Here is a 16628-nt window from a genome sequence, read left to right as displayed (position 1 = left end):
AGGATGGCGTGTCATCGTCACTAGTGACGATGACAAATGACAGCCGTCAGCGCTAAGCGGGCGGCGCAACAGAGTCGCGCTGGATGAGTTCACCGGTGAAAGTCTTTGGCGGCGTAAACGCCCCGTCACCCAACATAAAGATCAGGCGCCCAATCGTTTCCTGAATCATTTCTGTTACCGGAATTTTTACGCTGGAAAGCGCCGGAATAGTGTATGGCGCGAGGGTGATATCATCGAAGCCAATCACCGACACCTGTAAAGGCACCCGCACACCATGGGCGTGTAACTGCTTCATCGCGCCGATCGCCATATCGTCATTGCTGGCCACCAGCGCGGTAAAATTGACCTTACGTGAAAGCAACGCATCAACGCCCGCAGCACCGCAGGCTGGCGTCCACTTTCCCTTAACAATCAAGTCATTATTAAGCGCAATACCATGATGTGCCAGCGCGTCTTTATAACCTGAAAGTCGCTCCACGCCGGTTGGAGAATCCATCGAGCCGGTAATAAAACCAATCTCTTTATGCCCGGCGGCAATGAGCTGAGTAACGGCGTTAAAGCTGGTCTGCTTTTGATCACACCATACGCTGTGGCTACTGTTTTTCCGCAGGCGTCGGTTAAGCACCATAATCGGCTGAGTATGGGCGTCGATGATATCGTCTATCTCATCCACACTGAGAAAACGCGGATAGATCATAATCGCGTCGCAGCGTAAGTCCAGAAGGTATTGGATCGCCTGGCGTTCTTCCTCAGCGCTGTGCTTACCGTCAGCCAGCAACAACTGACGCCCCTTATCCTCCGCCATGCGTGCGGTATGAAACAACAGTTCGCTGAAATAGACGCCGTGATAAAGGGTGTTCGTCACCACCAGTCCCAGCGTCTGCGTGGTTTTCGCCGCCAGGCTACGCGCCAGCAAGTTAGGGCGATAACCACTCTCTTCAATGGCCTGAAACACGCGGTCTTTGGTCTCCTGGCTGACGTAGCCGTTCCCGGAAAGCACCCGGGAAACCGTCGCTTTCGACACGCCGGCACGCTTCGCCACCTCGAGCATCGTGGTCATATTACTCATCCCTATTCTCTCAATGTAACGCAGTGTACTGCACCGTTTCGCCGCTGTCCTTGCTGCTACATCGCAGACGCCAACATCCAGTGATAAACATCACAATTACAATAAATTATCAAAATTAAATCTTGCTAAATATAAATAAATTAAACATTCTTTTGTGGAACCGGTTTCCCATCTGCGTTTCATAACCCAGAAAAGCGACCCAACGTAAACGGATAAAACATAACGTACCCTACTGATAAAACAGGATTAAATCCGATGTCCAAGAATTATGCAGCGCTGGCGCGCTCCGTTGTGACGGCTCTGGGAGGCGTTGACAACATCACAGCAGTGACCCACTGTATGACCCGTTTGCGTTTCGTTATCAAAGATGACTCGCAGGTCGACAGCGCGACGCTGAAGACGCTTTCTGGCGTACTTGGCGTGGTGCGTAGCGATAACCAGTGTCAGGTGATCATCGGCAATACCGTTTCGCAGGCGTATCGCGAAGTGGTCAGCCTGTTGCCTTTCAACATGCAGCCTGCTGAGCCGCAAACCAAACCCCGACTGACGCTGAAGCGGATTGGCGCGGGGATCCTCGACGCGCTGATCGGCACCATGTCGCCGTTGATCCCTGCAATTATCGGCGGATCAATGCTCAAGCTGCTAGCAATGATCCTCGAAATGACCGGTGTGCTGGAGAAAGGATCGTCCACGCTCACTATTCTGACCGTGATCGGCGACGGCGCATTTTTCTTCCTGCCGCTGATGGTCGCCGCGTCGGCCGCTATCAAATTCAAAACCAACATGTCACTGGCAATCGCCATCGCGGGTGTACTGGTGCATCCCAGCTTCATCGATCTGATGGCGAAGGCTGCGCAGGGTGAGCACGTTGAGTTTGCCCTGATCCCGGTGACAGCGGTGAAATATACTTACACGGTGATCCCGGCGCTGGTGATGACCTGGTGCCTGTCATACATCGAACGTTGGGTCGATCGCATCACTCCGGCAGTCACCAAAAACTTCCTGAAACCAATGCTGATCGTGCTGATCGCCGCGCCGCTCGCCATCGTCATCATTGGCCCGATCGGCATCTGGATCGGTAGCGCAATTTCAGCGCTGGTGTATACCATTCACGGCTATCTCGGTTGGCTGTCAGTGGCCATTATGGGCGCATTGTGGCCGCTGCTGGTGATGACCGGTATGCACCGTGTCTTTACGCCAACCATTATTCAGACCATTGCCGAAACCGGAAAAGAAGGCATGGTGATGCCGTCGGAAATCGGCGCCAACTTGTCGTTAGGCGGTTCATCGCTGGCAGTGGCATGGAAAACCAAAAACCCGGAACTGCGTCAGACGGCGTTAGCGGCAGCCGCCTCTGCCATCATGGCAGGGATTTCCGAACCCGCGCTGTATGGCGTGGCGATCCGCCTGAAACGACCACTGATTGCGAGTCTTATCAGCGGTTTTATCTGCGGTGCCGTTGCCGGCATGGCCGGACTTGCAAGCCACTCCATGGCGGCTCCAGGTCTGTTCACCAGCGTACAGTTTTTCGATCCGGCCAATCCGATGACTATCGTATGGGTGTTTGGCGTGATGGCGCTGGCGGTGGTGCTTTCCTTTGTATTAACACTGATTCTCGGCTTTGAAGATATTCCTGTCGAAGATGCCGCCGCGCAGGACAGAAAAAATCAGGCCGCACAACCGGGCAATATCAATGGAGCCAGCATTTGACTGGTATGAACTGAGGTTAATTATGTCTGTTTTTCCGCAAGGATTTTTATGGGGCGGCGCACTGGCCGCCAACCAGTCTGAAGGGGCGTACCGGGAAGGTGGCAAAGGGCTGACGACCGTCGATATGATCCCTCACGGCACAAGTCGCATGCCCGTCAAACTGGGACAGGAAAAGCGCTTTACGTTGCGGGATGACGAATTTTATCCCAGCCATCAGGCGATCGACTTTTATCATCGCTATAAAGAAGATATCGCGCTGATGGAGGAAATGGGTTTTACGGTATTTCGTACTTCCATTGCCTGGAGCCGTCTCTACCCTAACGGCGATGAGCTGACGCCGAATGAAGAGGGTATCGCATTTTACCGGGCGGTGTTTGCCGAGTGTAAAAAATACGGTATTGAGCCGCTGGTCACGCTGTGTCACTTCGATGTGCCAATGCATCTGGTCACCGAGTACGGTTCATGGCGTAGCCGTAAAATGGTGGAGTTCTTTACCCGCTACGCCCGGACCTGCTTTGAGGCCTTTGACGGACTGGTGAAGTACTGGCTGACGTTCAACGAAATCAACATTATGCTGCACAGCCCCTTTTCAGGCGCCGGGCTGGTATTTGAAGAAGGTGAAAATCAGGATCAGGTGAAATATCAGTCCGCTCACCACGAACTGATAGCCAGCGCCCTGGCGACTAAAATAGCCCATGAAATTAATCCGCAAAACCAGGTCGGTTGTATGCTGGCGGGCGGTAATTTTTATCCTTATTCCTGTAAACCAGAAGATGTGTGGACCGCGCTGGAAAAAGACCGCGAAAACCTGTTCTTTATTGATGTGCAGGCGCGCGGGGCCTACCCGGCTTATTCTGCCCGCGTGTTTCGCGAAAAAGGCGTGGTCATAGAAAAAGCCCCGGAAGATGACGACATCCTGAAAAACACCGTCGATTTCGTCTCGTTCAGCTATTACGCATCGCGCTGCGCCTCGGCGGAAATGAACACCGGCAATACCAGCGCCGCCAACGTGGTGAAGTCGCTGCGTAATCCGTATATTGCGGCCAGCGAATGGGGCTGGGGCATCGATCCGCTTGGTCTGCGCATCACCATGAATATGATGTATGACCGCTACCAGAAACCGCTATTTCTGGTGGAGAACGGGCTGGGAGCGAAGGATGAAATCGATGCCAATGGTGAGATCAATGACGACTATCGCATCAGCTATTTACGCGAGCACATTCGCGCCATGGCAGACGCGATTGAAGATGGCGTGCCGCTGATGGGTTACACCACCTGGGGCTGTATTGACCTGGTTTCTGCCTCAACCGGTGAGATGAGCAAACGCTACGGTTTTGTGTATGTGGACCGCGATGATGCGGGCAACGGCACGCTGGCGCGCACCCGTAAGAAATCATTCTGGTGGTACAAAAAAGTAATCGCCAGCAACGGTGCCGATCTGGCATAACAGATCTGCCGGAGGGGGTTACAGCCTTCCGGCAGAATTACATATTTTCATTTCATTTATTACATTCCAGATGTGGAATCGTCCTTCCAGTTTCAGGTTTGCCCTCATCCTTTTTTACTGGCATTTTATTCAGTAGTTTTTAATCCTGGCCGTTCACCACAAGGAAACGTGCATGTCTGATAAAAATGGCACAACAGCAGTGGCTATCACTAAACCCGTACGTCGATTGAAAGTTGGCTATGTCAGAAAACGCCATGAAGATCCCAAAACGGGTTACACGCGACGAATCAGTCGGCACGCCTCACTCACTCTGAACGGCGACTGGCTGGAACAAGCAGGGTTTCCTACCGGTACGGCAGTGAGTGTGTCAGTGATGCAGGGGAAATTAATTATAGAGCAGGCCATTGAGTAACGAGGAAGGCGGGAAACAGGCCGGATGTCACTCACATCCGGCACTGATACGGTTTACTCTTCTGGCGCTTCCAGCTCGGAGAATCCACCGTGTCCTTCCCAACCGGCTAATCGCTGATAGACGGTATCAACAGCATCTTTGATCGGCTGTGTCATCGGGTAGTAAAAACCGACAATATCCGGCTGAATGCCAAGGAAAATCACCTCGCCAACGTCATCTTTCAGCTGATCTATCAGGTAGTTCAGCGGCATGTTGTGGGTGGTCATCATGAACATCTCGGCAATATCATCAGGATCGATAATACGGATTTCACCGGGGTTCAGCCCCATATCGGTGGCATCAACAATCAACAAACGTTGCGGACGCAGTTCACGGATGGCGACAATATCGTTCTCCGGCGCGCTACCGCCGTCGATGACAACCCAGTTGCCTTGAGGATTTGCAGCACACATTTCAGCCAGCAGCGGGCCCGCGCCGTCATCGCCCATCATGCTGTTACCCACACATAATAAAACGTCAGTCACGGTGTCTCCTCACCATCAGATAGATGGCGCTTTCCTGGTGGATGTCGTGCAGCATGCTAAGCATCAGCTTGCTCCACTCCTGCTGCTGCGGGGTCTGTACGGCACGCGCATCATCGAACGCGCGTGCCAGCATTTGCACATGGTTGAAATCGATAACGATCTCGCCGTATTTCGGCACACCTTCCATTTTCCGGCGGGCTTCGCTTCCCTCAGCAAGGGTAGCAATCCATGCCAGATAGTCATCCCATGGACAAGTTAACGCCGCTTCCAGGCAATCGATGATCCCAAGGTGGTGACCAATCGCCAGGCTGTAATAGACAACCTGCTGCGCCTCGGCGGGCGTCGCATCGTTCTCATCAATAAACTTACGGCTCAGTTGGCTGAACACCACCGTTTCACTCATCGGATACGCGCCTCTTCGACAACATGGTTAAGATGCGTGACGATCTCGGTCAGACGCGGATCGTTTTCCGCCTCCAGCCAGCGCGCCACCTGATGCTCGCCCTGCCCTAACTGCGTCATATAGTCATCAGCAATCTGGCGACCATAGCGGTATCCCGCCAGACGGCGAGCCTCGCGATCCACCTTCACGCGCAGCGGCTGAACCATATCCGGATGCAGAATTTCAGCAGGTTGTTCGTCCAGTTCGCCCGGCGCACGTGCATGAATTTTCTGTTCCAACAGGCCAAGCGCCATCGCAAAACCATACAGCGTGGCTGCAGGCGTTGGCGGGCAGCCAGGGATATACACATCCACCGGTACGATTTTGTCGGTGCCGCCCCATACGCAGTATAAGTCGTGGAAAATACCGCCGCTGTTACCGCAGGCACCGTAAGAGATACAAATTTTCGGGTCTGGCGCAGACTGCCAGGCGCGCAGCGCCGGAGAGCGCATGGCACGGGTTACCGCGCCGGTAAACAGCAGGATATCCGCATGGCGCGGGGACGGTACCACTTTGATGCCAAAACGTTCGGCGTCAAACAGCGGAGAAAGCGTGGCGAAGATTTCAATTTCGCAACCGTTGCAGCCGCCGCAGTCCACACGGTAAACGTACGCTGAACGCTTGATGCTTTTTAGCAGCGACGCTTTCATGCTGGCAATGGATTCATCCACCGTCATCGGTACCGGAATACCGTTGGCGTCACGTGGGCCTAATAAATTGCTCATCAGCTGGCCTCTTTCATATGGCGAGTCAGTTCAATACGGTCAGACGGCACCAGGCATTTCTGGCGCTTACAGTCCGGGCAGGTCTCAAAGCTTTCACGGTGGTTTTCCGCGCGGGAATCACCGTTGTGCTTCAGCAACGCAATGGCGTAATCAATCTCTTTTTGTACCGCAAACGGGCGGTTACATACGCGGCAATTACACAGCGCAAAGCGAGACTGCTGCAGGAAATCCGCTTTCTTCCACACCGCCAGCTCATACTCCTGCGACAGCTTGATTGCCGCCGTCGGGCAAACTTCTTCGCAACGGGCGCAGAAGATGCAGCGACCGAGATTGAACTGCCACGCCAGCTCATTGGTGGCCAGATCGGTTTCTACCGTCAACGCGTTCGACGGGCACGCATTCACACAGGCCGCGCAGCCAATACACTGCTGCGGATTATGTTCCGGTTTGCCACGGAAGTTTTTATCGACCGCAATCGGCTCCAGCGGATACGACGACGTCGGCGCCCCGGTTTTGATGACTTTTTTGATAAAGGTAAACATGGCGATTCCTTATTTCAGCGGCGAGTTTTTACGCTCGATGCTGTAGCGCTCAAGTTCTTTGTACGGCACGACTTTGCTCTTCTTCTTACGTACATCGACCACGGTCATACGGTCAGTACAGGAGTAGCAAGGATCGAGGCTACCGATAATCAGCGGCGCATCGGAAACGGTATTACCACGCAGCATGTAGCGCAGCGTCGGCCAGTTGGCGTAGGTTGCTGCACGGCAGCGCCAGCGATACAGTTTCTGGTTGTCGCCGGTCATGCTCCAGTGAATGTCATCTCCGCGCGGCGCTTCAGCAAAGCCCAGTGCGAAACGGTGAGGAATATAGGTAAAGCCTTCCACCATCAGCGGGCCGCCCGGCAGGTTATCCAGACCAAAGTCGATCATATTCAGTGCGGTGTAGACTTCATTAATACGAACTTTCAGACGAGAAATAACGTCGCAGCCCTGCTCGCTGTGAACTTCCATCGGCAACAGACCATAGCCGACAAACGGGTGATCGGCGCGGGTGTCACGCGCGTGGCCGCTGGCGCGAACCATCGGGCCGACGTTACTGAAGTCACGAGCAATTTCCGGGTCCAGACGACCAATACCGACCGTACGCTGTTCCATATTCGGCGTGCTGAGCAGCATATCGACCAGTTCCTGCACGTCCCGACGCATCTGCTGCGCCAGTTGACGGGTCTGGATCATATCTTCTTTCAGCAGATCACGACGGATACCGCCGATCAGGTTCAGACCGTAAGTTTTACGTGCCCCGGTGAGGATCTCCGCCATCTTCATCGACGTTTCACGCACGCGGAAGAACTGCATAAAGCCGGAGTCAAAACCGGTGAAGTGACAGGCCAGGCCGAGGTTCAGCAGGTGCGAGTGCAGACGCTCAACTTCCAGTAGAATGGCACGGATCATCTGCGCACGTTCCGGCACCACGATGCCCATCGCATTCTCAACGGAGGTGGTATAGGCGGTGCTATGCGCAAAGCCGCAGATGCCACACACACGATCTGACAGGAACGTCACTTCGTTGTAACCCATACGGGTTTCCGCCAGTTTCTCCATGCCGCGGTGGACATAGAATAGGCGGTAGTCGGCGTCGATAATGTTCTCGCCGTCCACGAACAGGCGGAAGTGACCGGGTTCATCGGAGGTGACGTGCAGCGGGCCAATCGGCACCACGTTATTTTTCTTGTCGCCCAGTTCGTTGATGAACTCGTAGGTTTCAGCATCGGTAGTCGGAGCCGGGCGCTGACGATAATCCATGCTGTCTTTACGCAGCGGATAGAGTTCGTCCGGCCAGTCATCGGGCAGTACCAGACGACGCTCATCCGGCAAACCAACCGGGATCAAACCGTACATATCGCGCACTTCGCGCTCGCCCCAGACCGCAGCCGGAACGCGCGGCGTGACGGACGGGAACTCCAGCTTGTTGGCATCGACTTCAACTCGGACAGTTATCCAGCATTTGGTGCCCTGCTCCATCGACATCACGTAGTAAACAGCGTAATGACCGCACAACTGGCGTTCGTCGTTACCAAACAACACGGACAACCAGCCGCCCTGTTTGTAGTACAGGAACTCCACCACTTCCGGCAGGTAGTTCACCTTGACGGTGATCGTCAGCTGATCTTTGGTCTGCCAGGCTTCATCCAGCACCACGCCCGGAAAGGCCTGATGCAGCGCAGCGAGATATTGTTGACCTAATTTTTCTTCAGACATGCTCAAACTCTCTTAAATCACGCCACCAGCAAGGAGACGAACGCTAAAAACGCAAACCCAAAACCGGCCCAGGTCACGCGTGAAGTGGCGCAAAAACGCAGACGCGCCATGCTGTTTTCGAACAGGGCGATGACCAGCACGCCGAGGACCAGCTTGACGACGGCAATCACCAGCGCCAGCAGCAGCCCACCCGCGGTGAAGGTTTCCATCTGTCCCCACGGCAGGAACACACCGACGAACATTTGCAGAACGACCAGTTGCTTGAGGCTAATGCCCCATTTCAGCACGGCAAAACCGCTGCCGCTGTATTCAGTCAATGGACCTTCCTGCAGCTCCTGCTCGGCTTCTGCCAGATCGAACGGCAGTTTGCCCATTTCGATAAAGGTGGCGAAAGCACAGGCGCACAGCGCCAGAATCAGCGGGATGCTATACGCGGCAGGCCAGTGATAAACGGTATCGGCAATGTTGCTGATGTGGGTCGAACCGGCAACCTGCGCCGCCACCCACAGCCCCAGCAGCAGGATAGGTTCAACCAGCACGCCGAGCATCGCTTCACGGCTGGCACCAATGGCAGTAAACGGGCTACCAGTATCCAGTCCCGCGATAGAGAAGAAGAAACGGGCAATGGCGAACAGGTAAATTAAGGTGATCAGATCGCCCAGTTGTGGCAGCGGCGAGCCAACGGTCACTACCGGCAACGCAGTGGCGATAGTCAGCATCACGCCCACCATCACAAACGGCGTCAGGCGGAAAACCCAGCTGGAATCCGCAGGCGCAATGCTCTGACGACCCAGCAGTTTGATAATGTCGCGGTATTCCTGCAAAACGCCCGGACCGCGGCGATTGTGCAAACGCGCGCGCGCCACACGGGTAACGCCGGACAGCAGCGGCGCAACGGCAAACAGCACCAGCGCCTGAATTAACGGATATAAAACACTCATTCTCAGGCTCCTCGTGAAACCACAATCACCACCAGCACCGCCAGCTCAATTAGCGCCAGTCGACGGAACAGCACCGGCGCAGCCGCATTCTGCCAGCCCGGAATCAGTGATACCGGGTTTAGCCATTTACGCAGTTTGAGTACCGGGGCAAAGGCTTCTTTCACCGGCATGGCAAAACCGTGCGCGGTAATGACCATTGACTGCTCGTGATCGTAACCACACACCCATGCCGCACCGCGTGAACGCGACGGCAGACGGTTGCCTTTAAAAATTGCCATGATGATGAACGGCAGCAGCGGACATGCGATCAGCAGCAGCGTGATCATTGGCTGAGAAACGGTGGTGTTCGCAGTTTCCAGCGGCAGCGGAACGGCAGAGGAGATCATCGGCAGCAGCCACGGCGCAGCAACGCCGCCAATCACGCAGCAGATAGCCAGCGCAACGACGCTCACGCTCATCAGGATTGGCGCGCAACAGGCGTTTTCAGCTTCCTTCGTGCGCGGTGCGCCAAGGAACGTAACGCCATAGACTTTCGCCATACACATCACCGCCAGCGCGCCGGTAATTGCCAGCCCAACCGCCAGCAACGGCCCTAACAGACGACCGACAAACGCGCCACTGTTACCCAGCTTGAAGAAGGATTGGTAGATAACCCATTCGCCGGCAAAACCGTTCAGCGGCGGCAGCGCGGCCATCGCCATCAGGCCAACCAGCATCGCCAGAGAGATAACCGGCATACGTTTACCGATCCCGCCCAGTTTTTCGATATCACGATGACCGGTACGGAACCAGATGCTGCCTGCGCCCAGAAACAGAACGCTTTTGAACAGGCTGTGGTTGACCAGATGGTACAGACCGCCGGTTAAACCCAGCGCAATCAGTGCTGGTTGATTGAGGGAAATCCCGGTCACGCCAGCACCCAGACCCAGCAGAATAATGCCGATGTTTTCCAGCGTGTGGTACGCCAGCAGACGCTGGATGTTGTGCTCCATCAGCGCATACAGACCGCCGACAAACGCGGTGATCATCCCCAGCACCAGCAGCGTAACGCCCCACCACAGCGGCGCGTTACCGCCCAGCAGCGACAGCGACAGAATACCCAGCAGACCCACCTTCATGACGACGGTAGAGAACAGTGCCGCAGCCGGTGCGCTGGCATTGGCGTGAGCCTGTGGCACCCAACCATGCAGAGGAATAATTCCGGCCAGCAGGCCAAAACCCGCCACGCCCAGCAGCCAGATGTCGGCGCCGAGCGGCAGCTCCTGGGTACGCAGATCAAGCAGACGCAGCTCCAGGGTGCCGTAGCGTTGCCACACAAGGTAGCAGGCAACCGCCAGCAGCAGCGTACCAATACGTCCCAGCGCAAACCACAGTTTGCCTTCTTTACTGCATCCGGTGAGGAACACAGCACACAGCGCCATGATTTCCGCCATCACCACCAGCGTACCGAGGTTGCTGGCAACCACCGCACATACCGCCGCGGCCATCAGCAGATTCACCAGCAGGCCGTTAGCTAAAACCAGCGGATGACGATGCCAGTCAATGTTGTACAGGCTGACAAACAGACCGCACAGACCCAGCGTAATCAGCCAGATAGCGTTCAGCGGCGTCATTTGCAGACTGTGACCAATAAACGGCATCACGCCGCTGACCGCCAGCCCATTAATCAGTACGCTAAAACCCGCAGCCGCCGTATACAGGCTGCCCACCGCACCGCCAACCCCGGCAATCCAGCCACTCAACGATTTATGAAATGAAAACAGAAATGCCAGAACCGCCGCCGCTGTAAACCAGGCCACGCCGCTGTTAATCAGTGAAATTGCGCTCATTTTGCATCCCCACTCTGAGCCTGCTGAAACAAGGTGAGATCGCCGAAATCGGTGTTGAAAGTCAGCTCACGCTTACGTTTGCTGGCGCGGGCGATATCCATGTTGCTCACCAGGTGCAGGGCTTTGGTTGGGCACATGCGCACGCAGGCCGGACCTTGCTCGTCAAAACTGCACAGATCGCATTTCACCGCGATGGCGCGAACGCCCGGAACCCAGTCCAGCAGCGTGCTCACACGCGCAGGCGCTGGCGGAGCCGGAGGCGCTTTTGGCGTATTGGCGTTCGCCGGGATGTGCAGCGGACGGCTGCCGGAAAACTCAATCGCGCCGAACGGACAGGCAATCCCGCACAATTTGCAGCTGACGCACAGGCTTTCATTCAGCTGTACGGCGCCATCGACACGGTTAATCGCATTAACCGGGCAAACGGTGGCACAAGGCGCATCTTCACACTGGTGGCAAAGCTGCGGCGCGGATTCTTTTTCATTTAACATCACTTTCAGGCGCGGCATTGACTGCAGGCCATGCTGGCGATGTGTCTCTGAGCAGGCGGCCTCACAGGTGTGGCAGCCAATGCAAAGAGTGGAGTCAGCAATTACAAAACGATTCACCAGGCATTCCTCAGGTGATAGTCATTTTTGACGAAAACATGTCTGCAAAATGTCATTTCGACATTTTTCGACATGCCCATTCCCTAAAACATCGTGACGCAGTATGTAAACCGCATCATGACAAAGTGGACGGCCCCCGAGGCTTAAGCCGGGCTATGTCCCTCAACCAGTTGGCTTAAATTCACCGGCATATTGTTTTCAACCGCGGTCTACAGGCTGTCGTAGACGCTGGCGATTTTTTCGAGATAGTGCTCCAGCACCTGCTCGCGATCGCGGTTGCTGATACGCTCATCGACCTTACCGTCGATGGTCAATTCTGCCTGTGCAATCAGCTGCTTATCATCACCGTCTTTTGTTTCGACGTAGTATTCGATGGTATGACTGTTAAAACCGTCCGCCAGCGTGACGTAGATAGTGAAGTGTTCAAAAAGGACGAAGCAGAGATCTTTGTCCGGTGCGCAGCTCATTGCATGATGCAAACGCGCTTTTGACAGGGTGATCCCCTGAACCAGCGAGTTACAGTAAATACGCCACTGGTCCTGTAGGCGACGATGCCGTTCAGCGATGTAATCGGCTTTTTCGCTTATTTCCCAAATAGTCATGTCAGGTTACCCGTTTAGCAGAGATGAACAGCCTTAAGCACATTTCATGCCAAAATTAAATTACTTAATTTTCATATAGATAAAAAATCAAAGGCGGGTGACGACATGTCATTTCGTCATCGTCGTCATTGTCACGAATGAAAAAATTCAACCTGGCATGCTTATTGCTTTTGATACGGCAACTTCACAGGAGGCGGTATGCACGAAATAACCCTCTGCCAACGGGCACTGGAATTGATTGAACAACAGGCCACCCAACACGGCGCAAAGCGGGTAACTGGGGTCTGGCTCAAAATTGGCGCATTTTCTTGCGTAGAAACCAGCGCTCTCGCCTTTTGTTTTGATCTGGTATGCCGTGGCACCCTTGCAGAAGGTTGTAAACTCCACCTCGAAGAACAAGAAGCCGAATGTTGGTGCGAATCTTGTCAGCAATACGTCACGTTACTGACGCAACGCGTGCGCCGGTGTCCGCAATGCAATAGCGATATGCTGAGAATTGTGGCCGACGACGGCTTACAGATTCGACGTATTGAAATAGATCAGACTCCAGCGCCGGATGGCGACGCCTAAGCGTCTTATCCAGCCTACACAAAGAGCTCGTTTGTAGGCCGGATAAGGCAAAGCCGCCATCCGGCAACAGATATACCGCAAGTAAAAAGATCAGGAGTGAGCGATGTGTACGACATGTGGTTGCGCTGAAGGCAACCTATATATAGAGGGTGATGAACATAATCCCCACTCGGCGTTTCGCAGCGCGCCATTTGCCCCGGCGGCTCGTCCGGCGCTGAATATTACCGGTGTGAAAACCTCAAATTTCACACCGAGCCAGACTGAAGAAGGTGATTTGCACTACGGTCACGGTGAAGCAGGCACCCACGCGCCAGGCATGAGCCAGCGCCGCATGCTGGAAGTGGAAATTGACGTACTGGATAAAAACAACCGCCTGGCCGAGCGCAACCGTGCCCGCTTTGCGGCCCGTCAGCATCTGGTACTGAACCTTGTTTCAAGCCCGGGTTCCGGTAAAACCACGCTGCTGACCGAAACGCTAATGAAGCTCAAAGACAGCGTGCCATGTGCCGTCATTGAAGGCGACCAGCAAACGGTGAACGATGCTGCCCGTATTCGCGCCACCGGCACGCCCGCCATCCAGGTCAACACCGGTAAAGGTTGCCACCTCGACGCCCAAATGATTGCCGATGCCGCGCCGCGTTTGCCGCTTGACGATAACGGTATTTTGTTCATTGAAAACGTCGGCAACCTGGTGTGCCCGGCCAGTTTCGACCTCGGCGAACGTCATAAAGTCGCCGTGCTTTCCGTCACCGAAGGTGAAGACAAACCGCTGAAATATCCGCATATGTTTGCCGCCGCATCGCTGATGCTGCTCAACAAAGTGGATCTGCTGCCGTACCTCAATTTTGACGTAGATAAGTGCATCGCCAGCGCCCGGGAAGTGAATCCGGAAATTGAGATCATCCTGATTTCCGCCACCAGCGGCGAAGGGATGGATCAATGGCTGTCATGGCTGGAGAATCAGCGATGTGCATAGGTGTTCCGGGTCAAATCCGCACCATTGATGGCAACCAGGCTAAGGTCGACGTTTGCGGTATTCAGCGCGACGTCGATCTGACGCTGGTCGGTAGCTGTGATGAAAAGGGTGAGCCACGCCTGGGCCAGTGGGTACTGGTTCACGTCGGTTTCGCCATGAGCATCATTAATGAAGCAGAAGCGCGCGACACGCTCGACGCGCTACAAAACATGTTTGACGTTGAGCCGGATGTCGGCGCGTTGCTGTATGGCGAGGAAAAATAATGCGTTTTGTTGACGAATACCGCGCACCAGAACAGGTGATGCAGTTGATAGAGCACCTGTGTGAACGTGCTGCACTCCTCCCCTACACGGCTGAACGCCCGCTGCGCATCATGGAAGTTTGTGGGGGTCATACCCACGCAATCTTCAAGTTCGGTCTCGACCAGTTACTGCCTGAAAACGTCGAGTTTATTCACGGTCCAGGCTGCCCGGTGTGCGTTCTGCCGATGGGCAGAATTGACAGCTGTGTCGAAATCGCCAGCCACCCGGAAGTGATTTTCTGCACCTTTGGCGACGCGATGCGCGTCCCGGGTAAACAAGGTTCTCTGCTACAAGCCAAAGCGCGCGGCGCGGATGTCCGTATCGTCTATTCCCCAATGGATGCGCTGAAGCTGGCCGAAGAAAACCCAACGCGCAAAGTGGTGTTCTTTGGCCTGGGTTTTGAAACCACCATGCCGACAACCGCCATCACTCTGCAGCAGGCCAAACAGCGCGATGTGCAGAACTTTTACTTTTTCTGCCAGCACATCACCTTGATCCCAACGCTGCGCAGCCTGCTGGAACAACCGGACAATGGCATTGATGCCTTTTTAGCGCCGGGTCACGTCAGCATGGTGATTGGCACTGACGCCTATAATTTTATTGCCTCAGATTTCCATCGTCCGTTAGTGGTCGCTGGCTTCGAACCGCTCGATCTCCTGCAGGGCGTGGTGATGTTGATTGAGCAGAAAATTGCCGCGCACAGCCAGGTAGAAAACCAGTATCGTCGCGTGGTACCGGATGCCGGTAACGCGTTAGCCCAACAGGCTATCGCCGACGTGTTCAGCGTGAATGGCGACAGCGAATGGCGCGGTCTGGGCGTCATTGAATCATCAGGCGTTCACCTGACGCCTGACTATCAGCGCTTTGACGCCGAAGCGCATTTCCAGCCAGCGCCGCAGCAGGTGTATGACGATCCGCGCGCGCGTTGCGGAGAGGTATTGACCGGCAGATGCAAACCGCATCAGTGCCCGCTATTTGGCAAAACCTGTAACCCGGAGACCGCATTTGGCGCCCTGATGGTCTCCTCCGAAGGCGCATGTGCCGCCTGGTATCAGTATCGTCAGCAGGAGTGTGAAGCATGAACAGCGTACAACTCGCCCACGGTAGCGGCGGCCAGGCTATGCAGCAGTTGATCAACAGTCTGTTTATGGAGGCATTCGCGAATCCGTGGCTGGCGGAACAAGAAGATCAGGCACGTCTGGAACTGGCGCAACTGGTCGCTGAAGGCGATCGTCTGGCGTTTTCAACCGACAGCTATGTTATCGATCCGTTGTTCTTCCCGGGCGGTAATATCGGCAAGCTGGCAATCTGCGGTACGGCTAACGACGTGGCGGTCAGCGGCGCGATACCGCGCTACCTCTCCTGCGGTTTTATCCTCGAAGAGGGTCTGCCAATGGACACGCTGAAAACCGTCGTTAACAGCATGGCGGCAACCGCGCGCGAAGCGGGTATTGCTATCGTAACCGGCGATACCAAAGTTGTGCAGCGCGGCGCGGCGGACAAACTTTTTATCAACACCGCCGGAATGGGCGCGATCCCCGCCAACATTCACTGGGGTGCCCAGACCCTGAGCGTGGGCGATGTGCTGCTGGTCAGCGGTACGCTTGGCGATCACGGCGCAACTATCCTTAACCTACGCGAACAGCTGGGTCTTGATGGCGAACTGGTCAGCGACTGCGCGGTATTGACGCCGCTTATCCAGACGCTACGTGATATCCCCGGCGTGAAGGCGCTGCGTGACGCGACCCGTGGCGGCGTGAATGCGGTAACGCATGAATTTGCCGCATCATGCGGGTTTGGCATTGAGCTGTCTGAAGCGGCCCTGCCCGTGAAACCCGCGGTGCGTGGCGTTTGCGAACTGCTGGGTCTGGATGCGCTCAATTTTGCTAACGAAGGTAAGCTGGTGATTGCCGTTGAACGTCAGGCTGCTGAAGCCGTGCTCGCCGCACTCCACGCCCATCCTTTAGGACGCGATGCCGCGCTGATTGGTGAAGTGGTAGAACGCAAAGGTGTGCGTCTGGCCGGACTTTACGGCGTGAAACGAACCCTCGATTTACCACACGCCGAACCATTACCTCGTATATGCTAACTGCCCATTAGCAGCAACGTGTAGGCCGGATAAGCGAAATCGCTATCCGGCAATAATTTACGACTTATACCTATAATTCATTTACCGTTTTCGCACCGTTCTGCGGTGCTTTTCCTGGAAA

General features: G+C 55.1%; 17 protein-coding genes and 1 pseudogene. 8 read left to right on the top strand and 10 right to left on the bottom strand.

Annotated elements, in window-relative coordinates; genetic code table 11:
- Nucleotides 1-52: 52 nt before the first annotated feature.
- Nucleotides 53-1060, bottom strand: coding sequence for a LacI family DNA-binding transcriptional regulator (locus OGY19_RS19435; protein ID WP_048213491.1), 1008 nt, complete (start codon nucleotides 1058-1060; stop codon nucleotides 53-55).
- Between the two features lie 264 nt (nucleotides 1061-1324).
- Between OGY19_RS19435 and ascF the strand changes: the two genes are divergently transcribed.
- The 3 genes from ascF (at nucleotide 1325) to OGY19_RS19420 (ending at nucleotide 4638) form a co-directional block, all read left to right on the top strand.
- Complete coding sequence (gene ascF, locus OGY19_RS19430) at nucleotides 1325-2779, top strand: PTS cellobiose/arbutin/salicin transporter subunit IIBC (protein WP_115601582.1); 1455 nt, start codon at nucleotides 1325-1327, stop codon at nucleotides 2777-2779.
- A 22-nt stretch (nucleotides 2780-2801) separates the two neighbouring features.
- Nucleotides 2802-4226, top strand: a complete 1425-nt coding sequence (locus OGY19_RS19425; protein WP_115602388.1) for a 6-phospho-beta-glucosidase — start codon at nucleotides 2802-2804, stop codon at nucleotides 4224-4226.
- 172 nt (nucleotides 4227-4398) lie between these two features.
- Entirely contained in the window at nucleotides 4399-4638 is a 240-nt protein-coding gene (locus OGY19_RS19420; protein WP_061068454.1) for a SymE family type I addiction module toxin, read from the top strand.
- Between the two features lie 53 nt (nucleotides 4639-4691).
- Here OGY19_RS19420 and hycI read toward each other — a convergent pair whose 3' ends face one another.
- The 9 genes and pseudogenes from hycI to hycA form a co-directional block, all read right to left on the bottom strand.
- Nucleotides 4692-5162, bottom strand: a complete 471-nt coding sequence (hycI, locus tag OGY19_RS19415; RefSeq protein WP_115601581.1) for a hydrogenase maturation peptidase HycI — start codon at nucleotides 5160-5162, stop codon at nucleotides 4692-4694.
- On the bottom strand, nucleotides 5155-5565 hold the full coding sequence (locus OGY19_RS19410; RefSeq protein ID WP_005130585.1) for a formate hydrogenlyase maturation HycH family protein: 411 nt from the start codon (nucleotides 5563-5565) through the stop codon (nucleotides 5155-5157). Before OGY19_RS19410 ends, hycI begins: the two co-directional genes overlap by 8 nt.
- Entirely contained in the window at nucleotides 5562-6329 is a 768-nt protein-coding gene (gene hycG, locus OGY19_RS19405; protein ID WP_003037388.1) for a formate hydrogenlyase subunit HycG, read from the bottom strand. Before hycG ends, OGY19_RS19410 begins: the two co-directional genes overlap by 4 nt.
- Entirely contained in the window at nucleotides 6329-6871 is a 543-nt protein-coding gene (gene hycF, locus OGY19_RS19400) for a formate hydrogenlyase subunit HycF (protein ID WP_115601580.1), read from the bottom strand. The genes hycG and hycF overlap by 1 nt, the downstream gene beginning before the upstream one ends.
- A gap of 9 nt (nucleotides 6872-6880) precedes the next feature.
- A complete protein-coding gene (gene hycE / locus OGY19_RS19395; protein WP_003037393.1) occupies nucleotides 6881-8590 on the bottom strand; it encodes a formate hydrogenlyase subunit HycE in 1710 nt (569 codons plus the stop codon).
- A gap of 17 nt (nucleotides 8591-8607) precedes the next feature.
- Nucleotides 8608-9531 carry a respiratory chain complex I subunit 1 family protein gene (locus OGY19_RS19390; RefSeq protein ID WP_005130594.1) on the bottom strand — a complete coding sequence of 308 codons (924 nt, stop codon included), beginning with the start codon at nucleotides 9529-9531 and terminating at the stop codon, nucleotides 8608-8610.
- A gap of 2 nt (nucleotides 9532-9533) precedes the next feature.
- A complete protein-coding gene (gene hycC, locus OGY19_RS19385; RefSeq protein ID WP_115601577.1) occupies nucleotides 9534-11360 on the bottom strand; it encodes a formate hydrogenlyase subunit 3 in 1827 nt (608 codons plus the stop codon).
- A complete protein-coding gene (gene hycB / locus OGY19_RS19380) occupies nucleotides 11357-11968 on the bottom strand; it encodes a formate hydrogenlyase subunit HycB (RefSeq protein ID WP_005130602.1) in 612 nt (203 codons plus the stop codon). The genes hycC and hycB overlap by 4 nt, the downstream gene beginning before the upstream one ends.
- Before the next feature lie 143 nt (nucleotides 11969-12111).
- Nucleotides 12112-12570 (bottom strand): annotated as a pseudogene (gene hycA / locus OGY19_RS19375) (formate hydrogenlyase regulator HycA).
- 198 nt (nucleotides 12571-12768) lie between these two features.
- Here hycA and hypA point away from each other — a divergent pair.
- The 5 genes from hypA to hypE all read left to right on the top strand — a co-directional run bounded on the left by hypA (nucleotide 12769) and on the right by hypE (nucleotide 16507).
- Nucleotides 12769-13140: a hydrogenase maturation nickel metallochaperone HypA gene (gene hypA, locus OGY19_RS19370; RefSeq protein ID WP_115601575.1), complete on the top strand. Its 372-nt coding sequence runs from the start codon at nucleotides 12769-12771 to the stop codon at nucleotides 13138-13140.
- A gap of 103 nt (nucleotides 13141-13243) precedes the next feature.
- Entirely contained in the window at nucleotides 13244-14116 is an 873-nt protein-coding gene (gene hypB, locus OGY19_RS19365; protein WP_115601574.1) for a hydrogenase nickel incorporation protein HypB, read from the top strand.
- On the top strand, nucleotides 14107-14379 hold the full coding sequence (gene hypC / locus OGY19_RS19360; RefSeq protein ID WP_061068460.1) for a hydrogenase 3 maturation protein HypC: 273 nt from the start codon (nucleotides 14107-14109) through the stop codon (nucleotides 14377-14379). The genes hypB and hypC overlap by 10 nt, the downstream gene beginning before the upstream one ends.
- Nucleotides 14379-15500: a hydrogenase formation protein HypD gene (gene hypD, locus OGY19_RS19355; protein ID WP_048213035.1), complete on the top strand. Its 1122-nt coding sequence runs from the start codon at nucleotides 14379-14381 to the stop codon at nucleotides 15498-15500. The genes hypC and hypD overlap by 1 nt, the downstream gene beginning before the upstream one ends.
- Nucleotides 15497-16507, top strand: a complete 1011-nt coding sequence (gene hypE / locus OGY19_RS19350) for a hydrogenase maturation carbamoyl dehydratase HypE (RefSeq protein WP_061068461.1) — start codon at nucleotides 15497-15499, stop codon at nucleotides 16505-16507. Before hypD ends, hypE begins: the two co-directional genes overlap by 4 nt.
- The last annotated feature ends 121 nt before the right edge of the window (nucleotides 16508-16628 follow it).

Origin of the sequence: Citrobacter sp. Cy070, from assembly GCF_030332245.1 — a bacterium.
Classification (GTDB): Bacteria; Pseudomonadota; Gammaproteobacteria; order Enterobacterales; family Enterobacteriaceae; genus Citrobacter; species Citrobacter youngae.
This window is presented reverse-complemented; position numbering and strand designations above follow the sequence as displayed.

What these genes read in the sequence shown, in the direction of transcription:
- OGY19_RS19435 (WP_048213491.1), bottom strand. Translation starts at nt 1,060, where the DNA reads ATGACCACGATGCTCGAGGTGGCGAAGCGTGCCGGCGTGTCGAAAGCG.
- ascF (WP_115601582.1), top strand. Translation starts at nt 1,325, where the DNA reads ATGTCCAAGAATTATGCAGCGCTGGCGCGCTCCGTTGTGACGGCTCTG.
- OGY19_RS19425 (WP_115602388.1), top strand. Translation starts at nt 2,802, where the DNA reads ATGTCTGTTTTTCCGCAAGGATTTTTATGGGGCGGCGCACTGGCCGCC.
- OGY19_RS19420 (WP_061068454.1), top strand. Translation starts at nt 4,399, where the DNA reads ATGTCTGATAAAAATGGCACAACAGCAGTGGCTATCACTAAACCCGTA.
- OGY19_RS19410 (WP_005130585.1), bottom strand. Translation starts at nt 5,565, where the DNA reads ATGAGTGAAACGGTGGTGTTCAGCCAACTGAGCCGTAAGTTTATTGAT.
- hycG (WP_003037388.1), bottom strand. Translation starts at nt 6,329, where the DNA reads ATGAGCAATTTATTAGGCCCACGTGACGCCAACGGTATTCCGGTACCG.
- hycF (WP_115601580.1), bottom strand. Translation starts at nt 6,871, where the DNA reads ATGTTTACCTTTATCAAAAAAGTCATCAAAACCGGGGCGCCGACGTCG.
- hycE (WP_003037393.1), bottom strand. Translation starts at nt 8,590, where the DNA reads ATGTCTGAAGAAAAATTAGGTCAACAATATCTCGCTGCGCTGCATCAG.
- OGY19_RS19390 (WP_005130594.1), bottom strand. Translation starts at nt 9,531, where the DNA reads ATGAGTGTTTTATATCCGTTAATTCAGGCGCTGGTGCTGTTTGCCGTT.
- hycC (WP_115601577.1), bottom strand. Translation starts at nt 11,360, where the DNA reads ATGAGCGCAATTTCACTGATTAACAGCGGCGTGGCCTGGTTTACAGCG.
- hypA (WP_115601575.1), top strand. Translation starts at nt 12,769, where the DNA reads ATGCACGAAATAACCCTCTGCCAACGGGCACTGGAATTGATTGAACAA.
- hypB (WP_115601574.1), top strand. Translation starts at nt 13,244, where the DNA reads ATGTGTACGACATGTGGTTGCGCTGAAGGCAACCTATATATAGAGGGT.
- hypC (WP_061068460.1), top strand. Translation starts at nt 14,107, where the DNA reads ATGTGCATAGGTGTTCCGGGTCAAATCCGCACCATTGATGGCAACCAG.
- hypD (WP_048213035.1), top strand. Translation starts at nt 14,379, where the DNA reads ATGCGTTTTGTTGACGAATACCGCGCACCAGAACAGGTGATGCAGTTG.
- hypE (WP_061068461.1), top strand. Translation starts at nt 15,497, where the DNA reads ATGAACAGCGTACAACTCGCCCACGGTAGCGGCGGCCAGGCTATGCAG.